15 protein-coding genes are annotated in these 13,497 nt (G+C 61.2%); 7 read left to right on the top strand and 8 right to left on the bottom strand.

Going from position 1 to position 13,497, the window contains the following annotated elements:
- Positions 1-29: 29 nt before the first annotated feature.
- Positions 30-722 (bottom strand): L,D-transpeptidase, encoded by a 693-nt coding sequence (locus OIU37_RS14985; protein WP_264257976.1) that lies wholly within the window; start codon positions 720-722, stop codon positions 30-32.
- A 135-nt stretch (positions 723-857) separates the two neighbouring features.
- On the bottom strand, positions 858-1,607 hold the full coding sequence (locus tag OIU37_RS14980; protein WP_264257975.1) for a L,D-transpeptidase: 750 nt from the start codon (positions 1,605-1,607) through the stop codon (positions 858-860).
- Between the two features lie 248 nt (positions 1,608-1,855).
- On the opposite strand from OIU37_RS14980, the gene OIU37_RS14975 reads away from it, so the two are divergent.
- Positions 1,856-2,485 carry a DNA-3-methyladenine glycosylase I gene (locus tag OIU37_RS14975; protein WP_264257974.1) on the top strand — a complete coding sequence of 210 codons (630 nt, stop codon included), beginning with the start codon at positions 1,856-1,858 and terminating at the stop codon, positions 2,483-2,485.
- A complete protein-coding gene (locus OIU37_RS14970) occupies positions 2,482-2,988 on the top strand; it encodes a hypothetical protein (RefSeq protein ID WP_171601500.1) in 507 nt (168 codons plus the stop codon). The genes OIU37_RS14975 and OIU37_RS14970 overlap by 4 nt, the downstream gene beginning before the upstream one ends.
- A gap of 121 nt (positions 2,989-3,109) precedes the next feature.
- Here OIU37_RS14970 and OIU37_RS14965 read toward each other — a convergent pair whose 3' ends face one another.
- The gene (locus OIU37_RS14965; RefSeq protein ID WP_171601499.1) at positions 3,110-3,814 is read right to left on the bottom strand and encodes an HAD family hydrolase; all 705 of its coding nucleotides are present in this window, start codon (positions 3,812-3,814) and stop codon (positions 3,110-3,112) included.
- 343 nt (positions 3,815-4,157) lie between these two features.
- On the opposite strand from OIU37_RS14965, the gene OIU37_RS14960 reads away from it, so the two are divergent.
- Positions 4,158-5,207 carry an aldo/keto reductase gene (locus OIU37_RS14960; RefSeq protein WP_264257973.1) on the top strand — a complete coding sequence of 350 codons (1,050 nt, stop codon included), beginning with the start codon at positions 4,158-4,160 and terminating at the stop codon, positions 5,205-5,207.
- Between the two features lie 65 nt (positions 5,208-5,272).
- Here OIU37_RS14960 and OIU37_RS14955 read toward each other — a convergent pair whose 3' ends face one another.
- From OIU37_RS14955 to OIU37_RS14945, 3 genes are all read right to left on the bottom strand, one after another.
- Positions 5,273-5,632, bottom strand: a complete 360-nt coding sequence (locus tag OIU37_RS14955) for a DUF305 domain-containing protein (protein ID WP_264257972.1) — start codon at positions 5,630-5,632, stop codon at positions 5,273-5,275.
- Between the two features lie 75 nt (positions 5,633-5,707).
- The gene (locus OIU37_RS14950) at positions 5,708-6,070 is read right to left on the bottom strand and encodes a hypothetical protein (protein WP_264257971.1); all 363 of its coding nucleotides are present in this window, start codon (positions 6,068-6,070) and stop codon (positions 5,708-5,710) included.
- A gap of 56 nt (positions 6,071-6,126) precedes the next feature.
- Complete coding sequence (locus OIU37_RS14945; RefSeq protein ID WP_264257970.1) at positions 6,127-6,888, bottom strand: hypothetical protein; 762 nt, start codon at positions 6,886-6,888, stop codon at positions 6,127-6,129.
- Between the two features lie 129 nt (positions 6,889-7,017).
- Between OIU37_RS14945 and hisS the strand changes: the two genes are divergently transcribed.
- The 3 genes from hisS (at position 7,018) to hisG (ending at position 10,583) form a co-directional block, all read left to right on the top strand.
- Positions 7,018-8,589, top strand: coding sequence for a histidine--tRNA ligase (gene hisS / locus OIU37_RS14940; RefSeq protein ID WP_240602043.1), 1,572 nt, complete (start codon positions 7,018-7,020; stop codon positions 8,587-8,589).
- A 180-nt stretch (positions 8,590-8,769) separates the two neighbouring features.
- Positions 8,770-9,891, top strand: coding sequence for an ATP phosphoribosyltransferase regulatory subunit (locus OIU37_RS14935; protein WP_264257969.1), 1,122 nt, complete (start codon positions 8,770-8,772; stop codon positions 9,889-9,891).
- Positions 9,888-10,583, top strand: coding sequence for an ATP phosphoribosyltransferase (gene hisG, locus OIU37_RS14930; protein WP_180693693.1), 696 nt, complete (start codon positions 9,888-9,890; stop codon positions 10,581-10,583). Before OIU37_RS14935 ends, hisG begins: the two co-directional genes overlap by 4 nt.
- A gap of 81 nt (positions 10,584-10,664) precedes the next feature.
- Here the strand turns inward: hisG and OIU37_RS14925 are convergent, their stop codons facing one another.
- On the bottom strand, positions 10,665-11,081 hold the full coding sequence (locus tag OIU37_RS14925; RefSeq protein WP_180693692.1) for a DoxX family protein: 417 nt from the start codon (positions 11,079-11,081) through the stop codon (positions 10,665-10,667).
- A gap of 315 nt (positions 11,082-11,396) precedes the next feature.
- Here OIU37_RS14925 and OIU37_RS14920 point away from each other — a divergent pair, with 315 nt between their 5' ends.
- Positions 11,397-12,107 (top strand): glutathione binding-like protein, encoded by a 711-nt coding sequence (locus tag OIU37_RS14920; protein WP_264257968.1) that lies wholly within the window; start codon positions 11,397-11,399, stop codon positions 12,105-12,107.
- Between the two features lie 216 nt (positions 12,108-12,323).
- On the opposite strand, the gene OIU37_RS14915 is transcribed toward OIU37_RS14920, so the two are convergent.
- Positions 12,324-12,776, bottom strand: a complete 453-nt coding sequence (locus OIU37_RS14915; RefSeq protein ID WP_264257967.1) for a hypothetical protein — start codon at positions 12,774-12,776, stop codon at positions 12,324-12,326.
- Positions 12,777-13,497: the final 721 nt, after the last annotated feature.

Here is a 13,497-nt window from a genome sequence, read left to right as displayed (position 1 = left end):
GCGCCTTTCGTTTTTTTGGTAAGTGTTGCTCAGCCGCCGAACATCGTGCGTAGCACGTCGATGCCCCTGTCCTCGAACGCCACCTTGCCCTGCCTGTTGCCGGGGCCGATGACGATCACCTTGGTGCCGACGGAGGCGCGATCGTAAAGATGCATGACGTCGGCGTTCATCATGCGGATGCAGCCGGAAGACATGTTGAGGCCGATCGTCCAAGGCTGGTTGGTGCCGTGGATGCGAAAGATCGTGTCGCGGCCGCCCTGGTAGAGATACATGGCGCGGGCGCCGAGCGGATTGTCCTCGCCGCCTTCCTGGAAAGCGGGAATGATGTGCCCTTTGGCGGCTTCGCGGCGGCGCATCTCGGCCGGCGGCGTCCAGCTCGGCCATTCGGCCTTGCGGCCGATCTTGACGACCCCCGACCAGCCGAAGCCGTCGCGGCCGACGCCGATGCCGTAGCGGGTGGCGCGATTGTTGCCTTCGACGAGGTAGAGATACTTGTTGTTGGTATCGATGATGACGGTGCCGGCGGCTTCCGTCGTCACCAGCCGCACTTTCTTGCGCTTGAACTGCGGCTTCACATATTTCGGCATCTGCGCCACGCGCACGATCTGCGCCGGGCGCCGTGCATTGTCGGACGCGGAGCCGGCGGGTGCAGCAAAGACGGATGTGGACATCAAGGACAGGACAAGTCCGGCAGCAGCCAGACCCGGCATTAGTTTGATCATGATCGATTCCCCTCAAGCAAATCCGCTCGAAGCTACATGAACTTCTGCCCGATTCAAGATCGGTGTGGCCGGATAAAGCATTTTTAGAGAAGGGAACCGCTTGTTCTTGCGGCTCCCTGAATATTAGGTGTGCCGTTACATGACGATGACGCGGGTCCCGACATTGACGCGGTCGTAGAGGTCGACGACATCTTCGTTGCGCAGTCGAATGCAGCCCGAAGAAACGGCGCTGCCGATCGACCAGGGCGCATTGGTGCCATGGATACGGTAGAGCGTCGAGCCGAGATACATGGCGCGGGCGCCGAGCGGGTTTTCCGCCCCGCCGTCCATGCGCGCCGGCAGATAATGGCCCTTGGCGGCTTCGCGGCTGATCATCTCGGAAGGCGGCGTCCAATCCGGCCATTCGGTCTTGCGGGTGATCTTGTGGACGCCTGCCCATTCGAAGCCGGGCTTGCCGACGCCGACGCCATAGCGCCGTGCCTTGCCGCCTTGCATCACCAGATAGAGGAAACGGTTATTGGTATCGATGACGATTGTGCCGGACTTTTCGGTGGTGTCGTAATCGACCATCTGCGGCAGGTATTGCGGCTCGATCGGACGGCGGATCGACGGGATGCCCGGATTGATCGCCGAAACGGTCTGCGGTGCGGCCTGCGGCGCCTGGCGCAGCACGCGGCGCTGGAAAAGGCCGCGCTGCTGCTGGCGGACGACCGGCCGCTGATAGACGACGGGACGAACCCTGCCGCCGCCCAGCTGGTTGATCCAGGGCGCGGTCAGATCGGGGCTGAGCACGACGGGCGGGCGGGTGGCATAGCGGTCGTCTGCAATGGCGGCCGTGGAGAAAATGCCGAAGAGGGCTGCGGCAAGGACAAGCTGTTTCATCATCGGACGAACTCTCTATAAATGACCGAAAATGCGCTGGCGGGACATGTCCGCCCGGGCGGAGATATTCCGTCCGGGAAAGACGCTGCCACCTGATCCGCCAGCGAATGGTAAAGATCGATTCATGAAAGACCGACCGGCCGGATAAACTTTTCGTCAGGGTTACCGTTCGGTTTGGAAAGACGGTTTGCAAATGGTAAAGCCGGAATCATGAGCAGAGAACGAAGCGGATCCCCGCAGAATGAAGGATCATGAGCGCGACAGGCATCATCATCGGCGAGGACGGCAGGAGCCGCTGCCACTGGCACGCCAATCTGCCCGATTATCTCCGATACCATGACGAGGAATGGGGCCGCCCTGTCACCGATGATATCCGCCTCTTCGAGAAGATCTGTCTCGAAGGCTTCCAGTCCGGTCTTTCCTGGCTGACGATCCTGCGCAAACGGGAGAATTTCCGCGCCGGCTTTTCGGGTTTCGATTTCGACAAGGTCGCTCTCTTCGGCGAAGGGGATGTCGCTCGCTGCCTTGCCGATGCCGGCATCATCCGCCATCGCGGCAAGATCGTCTCGACCATCAACAATGCCAAACGCGCAATCGAACTCAAGAACGAATTCGGCTCGCTCGCCCATTATTTCTGGCGCTACGAGCCCGGCCATAACGAGCGGCCGGCGGTGGTCGACCGCGAGCATATCATCGCCAATCCGACGACGCCGACATCGGTGGTCATTTCGAAGGATCTGAAGAAACGCGGCTGGACCTTTGTCGGCCCGACCACAGTTTATGCTTTCATGCAGGCGATGGGTCTCGTCAACGATCATCTGGAAGGCTGCTTCTGCCGGCCCGAGGTCGAGGCGATGCGCACCGCTCTGGTTCGCCCATGAAAGATCATTCCGTGAGAACTCTGATCGCCGCCGCTGCCCTTTTCCTCTTGACCGTCTCCGCCATGGCGCAGACGCCGCAGCTCGATCCCGGCGAGAAGCTGGAGAAGCTGCAATTCCCGGCCGTTACCATGCAGTTGACGGGCTGGACGAAGTTCGGCAATGGCCATGTCTATACGCTGCCGGTGCGGGCCGGCCAGCACCTGAAGATCAGCTTTTCGACGAAAAGCAAATTTGCCTTCCTGGCGATCTTCGACCTGTCGAAGCCGGATGACGAGGCCTTCTTCGGCACCGACGAGGACGGCATGAGCTTCGAGACGACGGTCAAGGAAAACGCCACCTGGCTGCTGCGTCCCTATTATTCCAAGGTCTCGCCGCGCCGCGGCCTCGGCGCTCCCTTCAGCATCCTGATCGAGCCGCTGGCGGCTGCCCCGCCGCAGCCGAAACCGCCGGCCGAGCCGGAGCGCCCCTCGCTGTTCCCGAAGGCCCCGCCGAAGCCGCAATGAGGCAGAGGTAGCGCTCGGCTTAGAGCAATTCCAGGAAAAGTGCGAAGCGGTTTTCCGTCCGGAATTGCGTAAAAACAAAAGGCTAGAGCGGTCCTGCGTTTCCGTTAAAAGCTGAACCGCTCTAGCCGAGCCGGTCGATCAGGTCGCGCAACTCGCCGAGATGGTCGATCTTGCGGAAACGCGGCGCCTCTTTCGGCTCGTCCACATGTTCCAGCACCCAGGTCAGTTCATGCGGCACGAAAACGCCGTAGCTGCCGGCGGCGATTGCCGGCACGATGTCCGATTTCAGCGAATTGCCGACCATCATCGCCCGTTCCGGCCCATCGCCGACCTTGGCGAAGATGCGGCGATAGGTGACCGCCGTCTTCTCGGAGACAATCTCGACGGCATCGAAGAAGTCGCCGAGCCCGGATTGGGCAAGCTTGCGCTCCTGGTCGAAGAGATCGCCCTTGGTGATCATCACCAGCAGGTATTTGCCGGCAAGCGCCTCCAGCGTGTCGCGCACATGCGGCATGGTCTCGACCGGATGGTTGAGAAGATCGCGGCCGGTGTCGAGGATCTTGGCGATGACGCTCGCCGGAACCTTGCCCTCGGTGATCTCGATCGCGGTTTCGACCATCGACAGTGTGAAGCCCTTGATGCCGAAGCCGTAATGGCGAAGGTTGCGTTTTTCGGCCTCCAGCAGCCGTTCGGAAATTTTCGGTCCTTCGGCGAAATCGGCAAGAAGCCCGGTGAAATGCGCTTCCGTCAGTCGATAATATTGTTCGTTCTGCCAGAGTGTATCATCGGCATCGAAGCCGATCGTGGTCAGTGGTCGCGTCGCCATATGCGTACCTCTAGAGCATGATGCCGAAAAGTGTGAGCGGTTTTCGGACGACATCATGCTCTCACTATTTAACTTGGAACAGGATTCAGATTTTAGGCCGACCCGGCCTAAAATCATCCTGTTCCCGAAATAAGGCCGGTAATCTATCGGCCGCCTGTGTCGAGACAAGGGCATCGCCTTCGCGGCAGGACGGCGTTGAAAAGCTCCGGCGCCGCACTACATCGAACCTGCCTCACCCTGCAGCCAGCCACGGCTGTGCCTGTCACGCGCAGGCCAATAATCAAAAAATGAAGTTCAGCGGTTCGCAAGCCTCTTGCGGCAGACACAAAGGATTTTTTCGACCATGCGTTACAATCAACTCGGAAATACGGGACTTTTCGTCTCGGAAATCTGCCTGGGCACGATGACCTTCGGCGAAGCCAAACAGGGCAGTCTGTGGGGCGCCATCGCCGATGTCGACCAGGATGCCGCCGACCGGATCGTCGAGCGCTCGCTCGGCTCAGGCGTCAACTTCATCGATACGGCCGACGTCTATTCATCCGGTGAGTCCGAAAGGTTGCTCGGCCAGGCGCTGAAGAACCTCGACGTGCCCCGCAAGGACGTCGTCATCGCCACCAAGGTCTACGGTGTCATGGGCGACAAGCCGAACGACCGCGGCGCCTCGCGCGGTCACATCATGGATTCGGTGGAGGCGAGCCTCAAGCGCCTGCAGACCGATCATATCGATCTCTATCAGATCCACGCGACCGATACGGTGACGCCGATCGAGGAGACGCTGCGCGCTCTCGACGATCTCGTTTCCCGCGGCCTCGTGCGTTATATCGGCGTCTCCAACTGGCAGGCTTGGCGCATTTCCAAGGCGCTCGGCCTCTCCGAACGCCGGGGTTTTGCCCGTTTTGAAACCGTGCAGGCCTATTATTCCATCGCCGGCCGCGATCTCGAACGCGACATCGTGCCGATGATGCAGGAGGAAAAGCTTGGCCTGATGGTCTGGTCGCCGCTCGCCGGCGGTCTGCTCTCCGGCAAGTATGGTCCCGGCGCGCCCGGCAATGGTGAAGGCCGCCGCGCCAGTTTCGATTTCCCGCCCGTCGACAAGGACAAGGCCTGGGCCTGCGTCGCCGTCATGCGCGAAGTCGCCGAAAAGCACGGCGTCAGCGTCGCCACCGTGGCGCTCGCCTATATCCTCGCGAAGCCCTTCGTCACCACAGTCATCATCGGCGCCAAGCGTGTCGACCAGCTCGACCAGAACCTTGCCGCCGTCAAGCTGAAGCTCGATGAAGACGATATGAAGAAGCTCGACGAGGTGAGCGCGCTTGCGCCCGAATATCCGGGCTGGATGCTGGCGCGACAGGGCGCCGGCCGCCGGCCGGCCGATTTCGAGCCGAAGGATTGACCTCGCCGGCATAAGTCTTGGGGAACGCCTGACATTCCGGCGTTCCCCTTTTCATCAACGATCGATTACTTGCCGTGGGCTTTGAGCCAGGCGTTCATCTCGGCGATCTCGGCCTCCTGCGCCTTGATGACGGATTCGGCGAGTTTGCGGATATCGGGATCTTTTCCATATTGCAGCTCGATCCTGGCCATATCGATCGCACCCTGATGATGCGGAATCATGCCGCTGACGAAATCCGCATCGGCATCGCCGCTATACTCGATCATCATATCCTTGTGCATCTTGGCGTTCGCGTCGCTGAAGGCGTGGCTCGCCGCATCGTGGTTGCCCATCGGTTTGCTCATGTCCATCGGCTGGTCTTCGGCAAGGACGGAAGTGGCAATGATGGTGAGCATTGCGGAGAAGGCGATGACTTTCAAAGACATGAGAGTTCCTTCCTCTGTCTGACGATAGGTCTTCCAGGCGGCCGGGCCGCCCATTCTGCATAGATAGGCGTTGTCTCAGGACAGTCGGGGAGGAGGCGGCCGCAGTGTCGGCTTCTCGTCGTCCAGGGCGCGGGCAAGCGCCGGGGCGGGATAGCCGAAAATGGGCTTTCCGCCATCCATGACCGTCACCGTCGCGGGCAGCAGAAGACAGGCGGCGCAAAGCGGCATATGCGCGGCGTTGCCGGCGGCGCAGGGGGCTTTCGAGGGAGCGGTCTTCTCCGCCACCTGGGGCATGTCCATGCCTGCCATCTCATGATGCATGCCGGTTTCGATGGCAGCTGCATTCATCGACGCACAGGTCGGACAGCCCGCCCATGCTAACATGGCGCTGTAGACCAGCCAGCCGAGAAACATCGTGACGAGGGCGAGCATGCGCATGTTTTTTTATAGGCGAATGCCTGATGCAAGCCAAGGCGACCGGTGTCACATCGTGATCACCAAGCAGCCATGACCTTGTGCTCGATCCGATAATCCCGGCTCTCCTCGCCGAGCGGCGCCACAGGCCATGTCCAGGCCGCCTTTGCCGGCGGCGGCAAAACGCCATGCAGCAGGTCGGCCTCCTCATGCGTTTTGCCGTTGCGGTCGATGACGGCATAGGCGATGTCGGTCACCAGGCAGCTGCGGCAGGGAAGGCCCGAAAGCCCGGCAAGATGTGCCGCGATCAGCCTTTCCACCGTGTCTTCAGGCATCCGGTCGGCCTCGGCCTCGTGGCGCCGCTTCACACCGCGACCGATCTGCGACAAGAGGTTGGCGGAAACCACGAAATCGAGATAGGGCACGCCGCGCAGGAAGCCGAGCGGTTCGGGCTCGCGACCGGCGGTAAGGTCGTCATAGCCGGAGAGATCGCGCTCGATCAGCCGGACATTGCGATAGGCTTTGGCCGGCAGCCACAGGCGCACCGAGGCGAGATGAACGAGATCGACCAGCACCACGGTGTCGAAATCTCGCGCCAGCACCTCGATCGGCACGTCGCGCAACAGGCCGGAGCCGAGGACGACTGCGGTCCGCTTCTGCCTGAGACCCGCCGCTGCCGCCAGGATCGCCTTCCGGCTCATCTCCTCGTGTTCGGCCCAATCCGCCGCGCAGCGCCCGGCCCGCGACCAGAGATTGACGGAATAGCGGATGAACTTTCGATGCGGCTTGCCGGTCAGCGGCAAGGTTGCGGCATAGAGAAGCGCCTCAGTGATCATGAGCATATCCGCATTTCTGATGGAGCTCCTTCGTTCAATCGATTCTCGCAGCCACATCAAGACCCTTCGCCCTTGCCGCTCCCCGCCCAATCCGCTAGGAAACCGCCACTGTCACAGTCAGTGGAATCCCCGGAAATGAACGACAAGCAGAAGAAACCGCAAAAGCTCAAGGCCCGCCTGCCGCGCGGCTTCGTCGACCGGACGGCCGGCGATATCCGCGCCGTCAACGAGATGACGGCAAAGATCCGGGAAGTCTATGAGCATTATGGTTTCGATCCGCTGGAAACGCCGCTGTTCGAATATACCGATGCGCTTGGCAAGTTCCTGCCCGACAGCGATCGGCCGAACGAGGGCGTCTTCTCGCTGCAGGACGATGACGAGCAATGGATGTCGCTGCGTTACGACCTGACGGCGCCGCTCGCCCGTCATGTCGCCGAGAATTTCAACGAGATCCAGCTTCCCTACCGTACCTATCGCGCCGGTTACGTCTTTCGCAACGAGAAGCCAGGCCCCGGCCGCTTCCGTCAGTTCATGCAGTTCGATGCCGATACCGTCGGCGCGCCTGGTGTTCAGGCCGATGCCGAAATGTGCATGATGATGGCCGATACGCTGGAAGCCCTCGGCATCAAGCGCGGCGACTATGTCATCCGCGTCAACAACCGCAAGGTTCTGGATGGCGTGCTCGAGGCGATCGGTCTCGGCGGCGACGACAAGGCCGGCCAGCGGCTCAACGTGCTGCGCGCCATCGACAAGCTCGACAAGTTCGGCCCGGAAGGTGTGGCGCTGCTGCTCGGTCCAGGCCGCAAGGATGAATCCGGCGACTTCACCAAGGGCGCCGGTCTCGATCAGCCGCAGATCGACAAGGTGCTGTTCTTCGTCGGCATCAAGGACTATGCCGAAAGCGCTCAACGCCTCGCCGAGCTCGTTGCAGGAACCTCCAAAGGTGGCGAAGGCGTCGAGGAGCTGAATTTCATCGGGGCTCTCGTCGCGAGCGCCGGCTACCGGTCCGACCGCATCAAGATCGACCCCTCCGTCGTCCGCGGCCTCGAATATTATACCGGCCCGGTCTACGAGGCCGAACTGACCTTCGACGTCACCAACGAAAAGGGCGAGAAGGTCGTCTTCGGTTCGGTCGGCGGCGGCGGCCGTTATGATGGCCTCGTCTCCCGCTTCATGGGCCAGCCGGTTCCGGCGACGGGCTTTTCGATCGGCGTCTCGCGGCTGATGACGGCGCTGAAGAACCTCGGCAAGCTCGGCGCCAGCGAGGTCATCGAGCCGGTGCTGGTGACCGTCATGGACGGCGATGTCGAAGCGATGGGCCGTTATCAGCGGATGACGCAGGAACTGCGCGCCGCCGGCATCCGCGCCGAGATGTACCAGGGCAACTGGAAGAAGTTCGGCAATCAGCTGAAATATGCCGATCGCCGCGGCTGCCCCGTCGCCATCATCCAGGGCGGCGACGAGCGCGCCGAAGGCGTTGTGCAGATCAAGGATCTGATCGAAGGCAAGCGGCTCTCCGGCGAGATCGAAGACAATGCCAGCTGGCGTGAGGCCCGTGTGGCGCAGGAAACGGCGCCGGAAGCCGACCTCGTCGCCAAGGTGAAGGAGATCCTTGCTGCGCAGGCCGAGGATCGGAAGAGGGCGGGCTCCGGCTTCGAAACTCCATATGATCCCGCTCAAGCCGGTGACACAGATGACGACGTTTAAGAGAGATCTCCCCTTCTCCCCTCGGGGAGAAGGTGGCCCGAAGGGTCGGATGAGGGGGCACCACGGCAGAAGCTGTCCTTCGCTCGCCGCTCAGGACATTCGTCGTTTACACTCCTCATCCCCCTCATCTGCCCTGTCGGGCATCTTCTCCCCGCTGGGGAGAAGAGGGAAGTCAAGCCTATGCCCCTGATCAACCTCCCCGAATTCGCCAACGACCTCATCACCGAATTCGTCGCGCGCAACGCCGAGCGCATCGATACGCCTGTGATTCAGCCGGCCGAACCTTTCCTGGATATCGCAGGCGAAGATCTGCGCCGCCGCATCTTCATGACGGAAAGCGAAACCGGCGCCAGCCTTTGCCTGCGTCCCGAATTCACCATCCCCGTCTGTCTGCGCCACATCGAGACGGCTACCGGCACGCCGAAGCGTTATGCCTATCTCGGCGAGGTTTTCCGCCAGCGCCGCGACGGTGCCAATGAATTCTATCAGGCCGGCATCGAGGATCTTGGCGATATCGACCTGTCAAACGCCGACGCCCGCGCCATCGGCGATGCCACCGGCATTCTCGCCCGCCTGCTGCCGGGCCGGCGCTTAGCCGTGACACTAGGTGACCAGGCAGTGTTCGAGGCCGTCGTCCAGGCGCTTGGTCTGCCGCTCGGCTGGCAGAAGCGCCTGATCCACGCCTTCGGCAATATGACGCAGCTGGAAGCACTGCTTGCCAGCCTCGTCAGCCCGCAATTCGTCACCGGGCTGGACGACGATATCGCCAGGCTTGTCGCATCAGGCGACGAGCAGGCGCTGGTCGCCCATCTCGAGCGGGAGATGCAGAAGACCGGCTATTCGACGAATGCCGGCCGCTCGGCCCTGGAGATTGCCCGAAGGCTCAAGGAAAAGCTCATCCTGTCCGAAACGCGCCTCGACGATGCGGCCTTCCATGTGCTGGAAGAGTTCCTGTCGCTCGACGTGCCGCTCGTCAATGCTTCCGCGGCCCTTTCCGGTTTCGCTGATGCTGCCGGCCTGAAACTCGGCAACGCGCTCGCCCGCTTCAATGGCCGCGTTGCAGCACTTTCCAATGCCGGCGTCGATCTTTCCTGCCTCGACTACCGCGCCGCCTTCGGGCGGCCGCTCGACTACTACACCGGCCTCGTCTTCGAGGTGACGGTGGAAGGTTCGACCGCGGTGCTCGCCGGCGGCGGCCGCTTCGACCGGCTCCTGACCTTCCTCGGTGCGACGGACCGCATCCCGGCCGTCGGCTTCTCCTTCTGGCTCGACCGCATCGAAACCGAAAGGGCAGCCGTATGACCATCACCATTGCGCTTCCCTCCAAGGGCCGGATGAAGGAAGACGCTTCGGCGATCTTCGAACGTGCCGGCATGACGATCTCGGCTGTTGGTAACGACCGCTCCTATCGCGGCCGCGTCGAAGGCTGGGACGATGTGGAAATCGCCTTCCTCTCGGCTTCTGAAATCTCCCGCGAAATCGGCAACGGCACCGTCGATTTCGGCGTCACCGGCGAGGATCTGATGCGGGAAGGTTTCGCCGAGGTCGACAAGCGCGTCGAATTCTGCGCCCGCCTCGGCTTCGGCCATGCCGATGTCGTCGTTGCCGTGCCGGAGATCTGGCTCGATGTCGACACCATGGCCGATCTCGTGGATGTTGCCGCCGATTTTCGTGCCCGCCACGGACGGCGCCTTGCCATCGCCACCAAATACTGGCGGCTGACCCAGCAGTTCTTTTCGAGCCAGCACGGCATCCAGCTTTATCGCATCGTCGAAAGCCTGGGCGCCACCGAGGGCGCTCCCGCCTCCGGCTCGGCCGATATCATCGTCGATATCACCTCCACCGGCTCGACGCTGCGCGCCAACCACCTCAAGGTGCTCCAGGACGGCATCATCCTGCATTCGCAGGCCTGCCTCGTGCGCGCTCGCAAGGAAAGCCATGCCGGCGAACCGGCTGTGCAGGCCATCGTCGAGGCAGTGCGCGCCGCCCTCTGATATCCCGGCCGCCAAGGCATAAGAAAACCCGCCGTCGGATGACGGCGGGTTTTTCTGCTTCTGGGAGGATGTCTGCTGGTGTTAGGCAACTGCGTAAGCGCCGCGGCGGGCGTCGAGCGAGTAGGCGCCGGCACCGACGGTGGCGAGCAGTATGTACGCACCGGCCAGCGTGATATTCTTCATGACCATGATCTGGTTGAGAATGTTCACGAGTTCCGTGCCACTCGCGTAGGGCAGGTGGAAGGCAATGCCGGTGAAGACACAGAAGGCGGCGAGCAGCCAGCCGGCAATGCGGACCTGGAAGCCTGTGAGAACCGCAAGGCCGGCCAGCAGTTCGAAAAGGCCTGCGACATAGGCCAGCAGGGTTGCTGCCGGCAGGCCGGCACCGGCGATCATGCCCGCAGTACCGGCAGGATCGGTGAGCTTCATGAAGCCGGAAAGGATGAACATGAAGGAAAGAAGAATACGGGCAATCAGGATGATGACGTTGTTCGACATGGACGTTGTCTCCGTTTCAAGGACTTTGGAGATCTTGGTGCCCCGGCACCGGTTCGACCTCGGATGCCTCTATGTCGCTCTTTTCTTGCGTTGTGGAAAGATAAACGAACGGGGACACTTCGTTCACTAATATGGAACGATCTCCAAAGCGCGTCGCGTTCGACCGGATTCATGCGACGCGCTTGGATCTTTTGTTGTCATGCATGTCGTTGTCCCAAAACCGCTGCGCACTCTTGGGCGACATGCATTGGCCGTCCCCCGCTTGCCTTTGCCGAGCCCGGTCTTTTATGGTCGGCGCCCAACATGGAGAATCCGATGGCAGATCTTTCCGCATTTCCGATTACGACGCGCTGGCCGGCGAAAAATCCCGATATCATCCAGCTCTATTCCCTGCAGACGCCGAATGGGGTGAAGGTCTCCGTCGCTCTCGAAGAGCTCGGCCTCGCCTATGAGCCGCACTATGTTTCCTTCGCCGCCAACGAGCAGAAGTCGACGGAATTCGAATCTCTCAACCCGAACGGCCGCATTCCGGCGATCATCGATCCGAACGGTCCGGATGGAAAGCCGATCGGCCTTTTTGAATCCGGCGCCATCCTGCTTTATCTCGCCGAAAAAACCGGCAAGCTCATCCCTGCCGATGCCGCCGGCCGCTACGAAACCATCCAGTGGGTGTTTTTCCAGATGGCGGGCATCGGCCCGATGTTCGGCCAGTTCGGCCATTTCTACAAATTTGCCGCCGATAAGGTCGCCAACAATTCCTACCCGGTCGAGCGTTATCGCGATGAATCCAAACGGCTGCTCGGCGTGCTCGAAGACCGGTTGAAGGGCCGTGAGTGGATCATGGGCGATCAGTATACGATCGCCGACATCACCACCTTCACCTGGGTTCGCGGCGCCGATATTTTCTATGGCGGGCGCGAGGTGCTCGAATACGCGAAATTCCCCGCCGTCTCGGATTGGCTGGAGCGCTGCATCGCCCGTCCGGCAAGTGCCAGGGGCCTCAACATCCCGGTCAAGCCGGAGTAACGAACAGATCGCTGGAAAGTAGAAAGGTCGCCCTCGAGGCCGCTTCAGACTGCTGGCAAAGTTGGCCAACTCCTCTTTCGTTATGCTCGGGCTTGTCCCGAGGATCTGCAGCCGGTGCAGCAGATCCTCGGCACAAGGCCGAGGATGACGCCGAGTAAAAAGCGAGGTTTGTCGCCGCCTAAGACTGCCTTCGAGGCTGGCCTTTATCTTAATTTTTCAGCCTTGTCGCCGGCTTGAGATCTGCCTTGCGCCTTCCAGCTTGAAGCGCGGAAAGACGAAGACGCCGACCATGCTGCCGCTGAATTTTTCTTCCAGACCGTTGGACTCGCCCATGCAGAAGAGCGGCTGGCGAAAGCCGTTCGGCATGATGATCGTCGTCGAAAAACAGAAAGAGGAGCAGAGCGTCGCCGCCTGCTCGAACAGCTCCAATATGTGGCTGCGGTCCTTGGCATCATAGCAGCGGATCAGGCTCAGCAATCCGCATTCCTGTGCGGCGAGGCCGTGCAGCATCGCGCTCCACTCGCCGAGACGGAGCATGCCGCTCGAAAAATCTCCAGTCCAGGCTTCGGAAACGGAAAACTGCGCCAACATCTCGTGATTTTGATTGGCGTCATCAAACGAGCCGGGCGTCAAAGGTACGGCTGCATTGGCTCTGGCGATCTTAAACAAGGCGTTCCCCCGTTCGGATGCGGCTCCCGCCGCACGCTCGGCAAACACAAAGAAACAGGATCACGCAGCAGCGGGCATGATGCCCGCGCTTCATCCGGCGATTATTGCCACGGCCACCTTGCCTCCGTAACCGGAGCCCCTCGAGCCGAACGTTCACCTATCGCCTTCCGCGCTCCGGCCCCGTCTATTGGCGAAAAATTATCGCCGGGCGCGCTTTAATTGCAGCGCGGATTTATAGGAGCTTTTGGACAAACGGCAACGGCTTTTTAAGGGGTATTCGGATCCGCCTCCCTTCCAGCGATGTCCGCATCTGCGCGCGATTTCGCGAGAAACAGCATCGCAAGATCATCCTGGAGGGCTTTGCAAACGTTTTCACTCCACGTCAGGCCGGAAATGTTCCGGCAGCACTCCGATTTCTCGCAAGTCGGCAGGCTGAGAATTACGCAGGCAACGCAAGTTTGGCGCAAGCTTCGCGCCCGGGACCTGCACGAGGGAGCTGGGTAAACGTTTCGTCGGCTATGCCAATCAGGGCGCCGCGCTTCGAATCGCTTTGGGCAAAAGAAAAGGGCGACCCAAGGCCGCCCTTCCTGTTCCGGATGCCGGAAATGGTGGTCAGTGATGGCTTTCGCCTATCACATCATGTCCATTCCGCCAGTTCAGCGCGCTTGACGCGCTGAACCATCTTAGATGATGGGCGGATTTATGAACGATGCTGTGAAAG

The sequence above is a fragment of the Rhizobium sp. BT-226 genome, from assembly GCF_025847085.2.
GTDB classification, from domain to species: Bacteria; Pseudomonadota; Alphaproteobacteria; order Rhizobiales; family Rhizobiaceae; genus Rhizobium; species Rhizobium sophorae.
This window is presented reverse-complemented; position numbering and strand designations above follow the sequence as displayed.

Coding starts and splice junctions, on each gene's coding strand:
- OIU37_RS14960 (WP_264257973.1), top strand. CDS start 4,158: ATGCGTTACAATCAACTCGGAAATACGGGACTTTTCGTCTCGGAAATC.
- OIU37_RS14945 (WP_264257970.1), bottom strand. CDS start 6,888: ATGCTCATGATCACTGAGGCGCTTCTCTATGCCGCAACCTTGCCGCTG.
- OIU37_RS14955 (WP_264257972.1), bottom strand. CDS start 5,632: ATGTCTTTGAAAGTCATCGCCTTCTCCGCAATGCTCACCATCATTGCC.
- OIU37_RS14970 (WP_171601500.1), top strand. CDS start 2,482: ATGAAAGATCATTCCGTGAGAACTCTGATCGCCGCCGCTGCCCTTTTC.
- hisG (WP_180693693.1), top strand. CDS start 9,888: ATGACCATCACCATTGCGCTTCCCTCCAAGGGCCGGATGAAGGAAGAC.
- OIU37_RS14985 (WP_264257976.1), bottom strand. CDS start 722: ATGATCAAACTAATGCCGGGTCTGGCTGCTGCCGGACTTGTCCTGTCC.
- OIU37_RS14980 (WP_264257975.1), bottom strand. CDS start 1,607: ATGATGAAACAGCTTGTCCTTGCCGCAGCCCTCTTCGGCATTTTCTCC.
- OIU37_RS14965 (WP_171601499.1), bottom strand. CDS start 3,814: ATGGCGACGCGACCACTGACCACGATCGGCTTCGATGCCGATGATACA.
- OIU37_RS14925 (WP_180693692.1), bottom strand. CDS start 11,081: ATGTCGAACAACGTCATCATCCTGATTGCCCGTATTCTTCTTTCCTTC.
- OIU37_RS14950 (WP_264257971.1), bottom strand. CDS start 6,070: ATGCGCATGCTCGCCCTCGTCACGATGTTTCTCGGCTGGCTGGTCTAC.
- OIU37_RS14975 (WP_264257974.1), top strand. CDS start 1,856: ATGAGCGCGACAGGCATCATCATCGGCGAGGACGGCAGGAGCCGCTGC.
- OIU37_RS14935 (WP_264257969.1), top strand. CDS start 8,770: ATGCCCCTGATCAACCTCCCCGAATTCGCCAACGACCTCATCACCGAA.
- OIU37_RS14920 (WP_264257968.1), top strand. CDS start 11,397: ATGGCAGATCTTTCCGCATTTCCGATTACGACGCGCTGGCCGGCGAAA.
- hisS (WP_240602043.1), top strand. CDS start 7,018: ATGAACGACAAGCAGAAGAAACCGCAAAAGCTCAAGGCCCGCCTGCCG.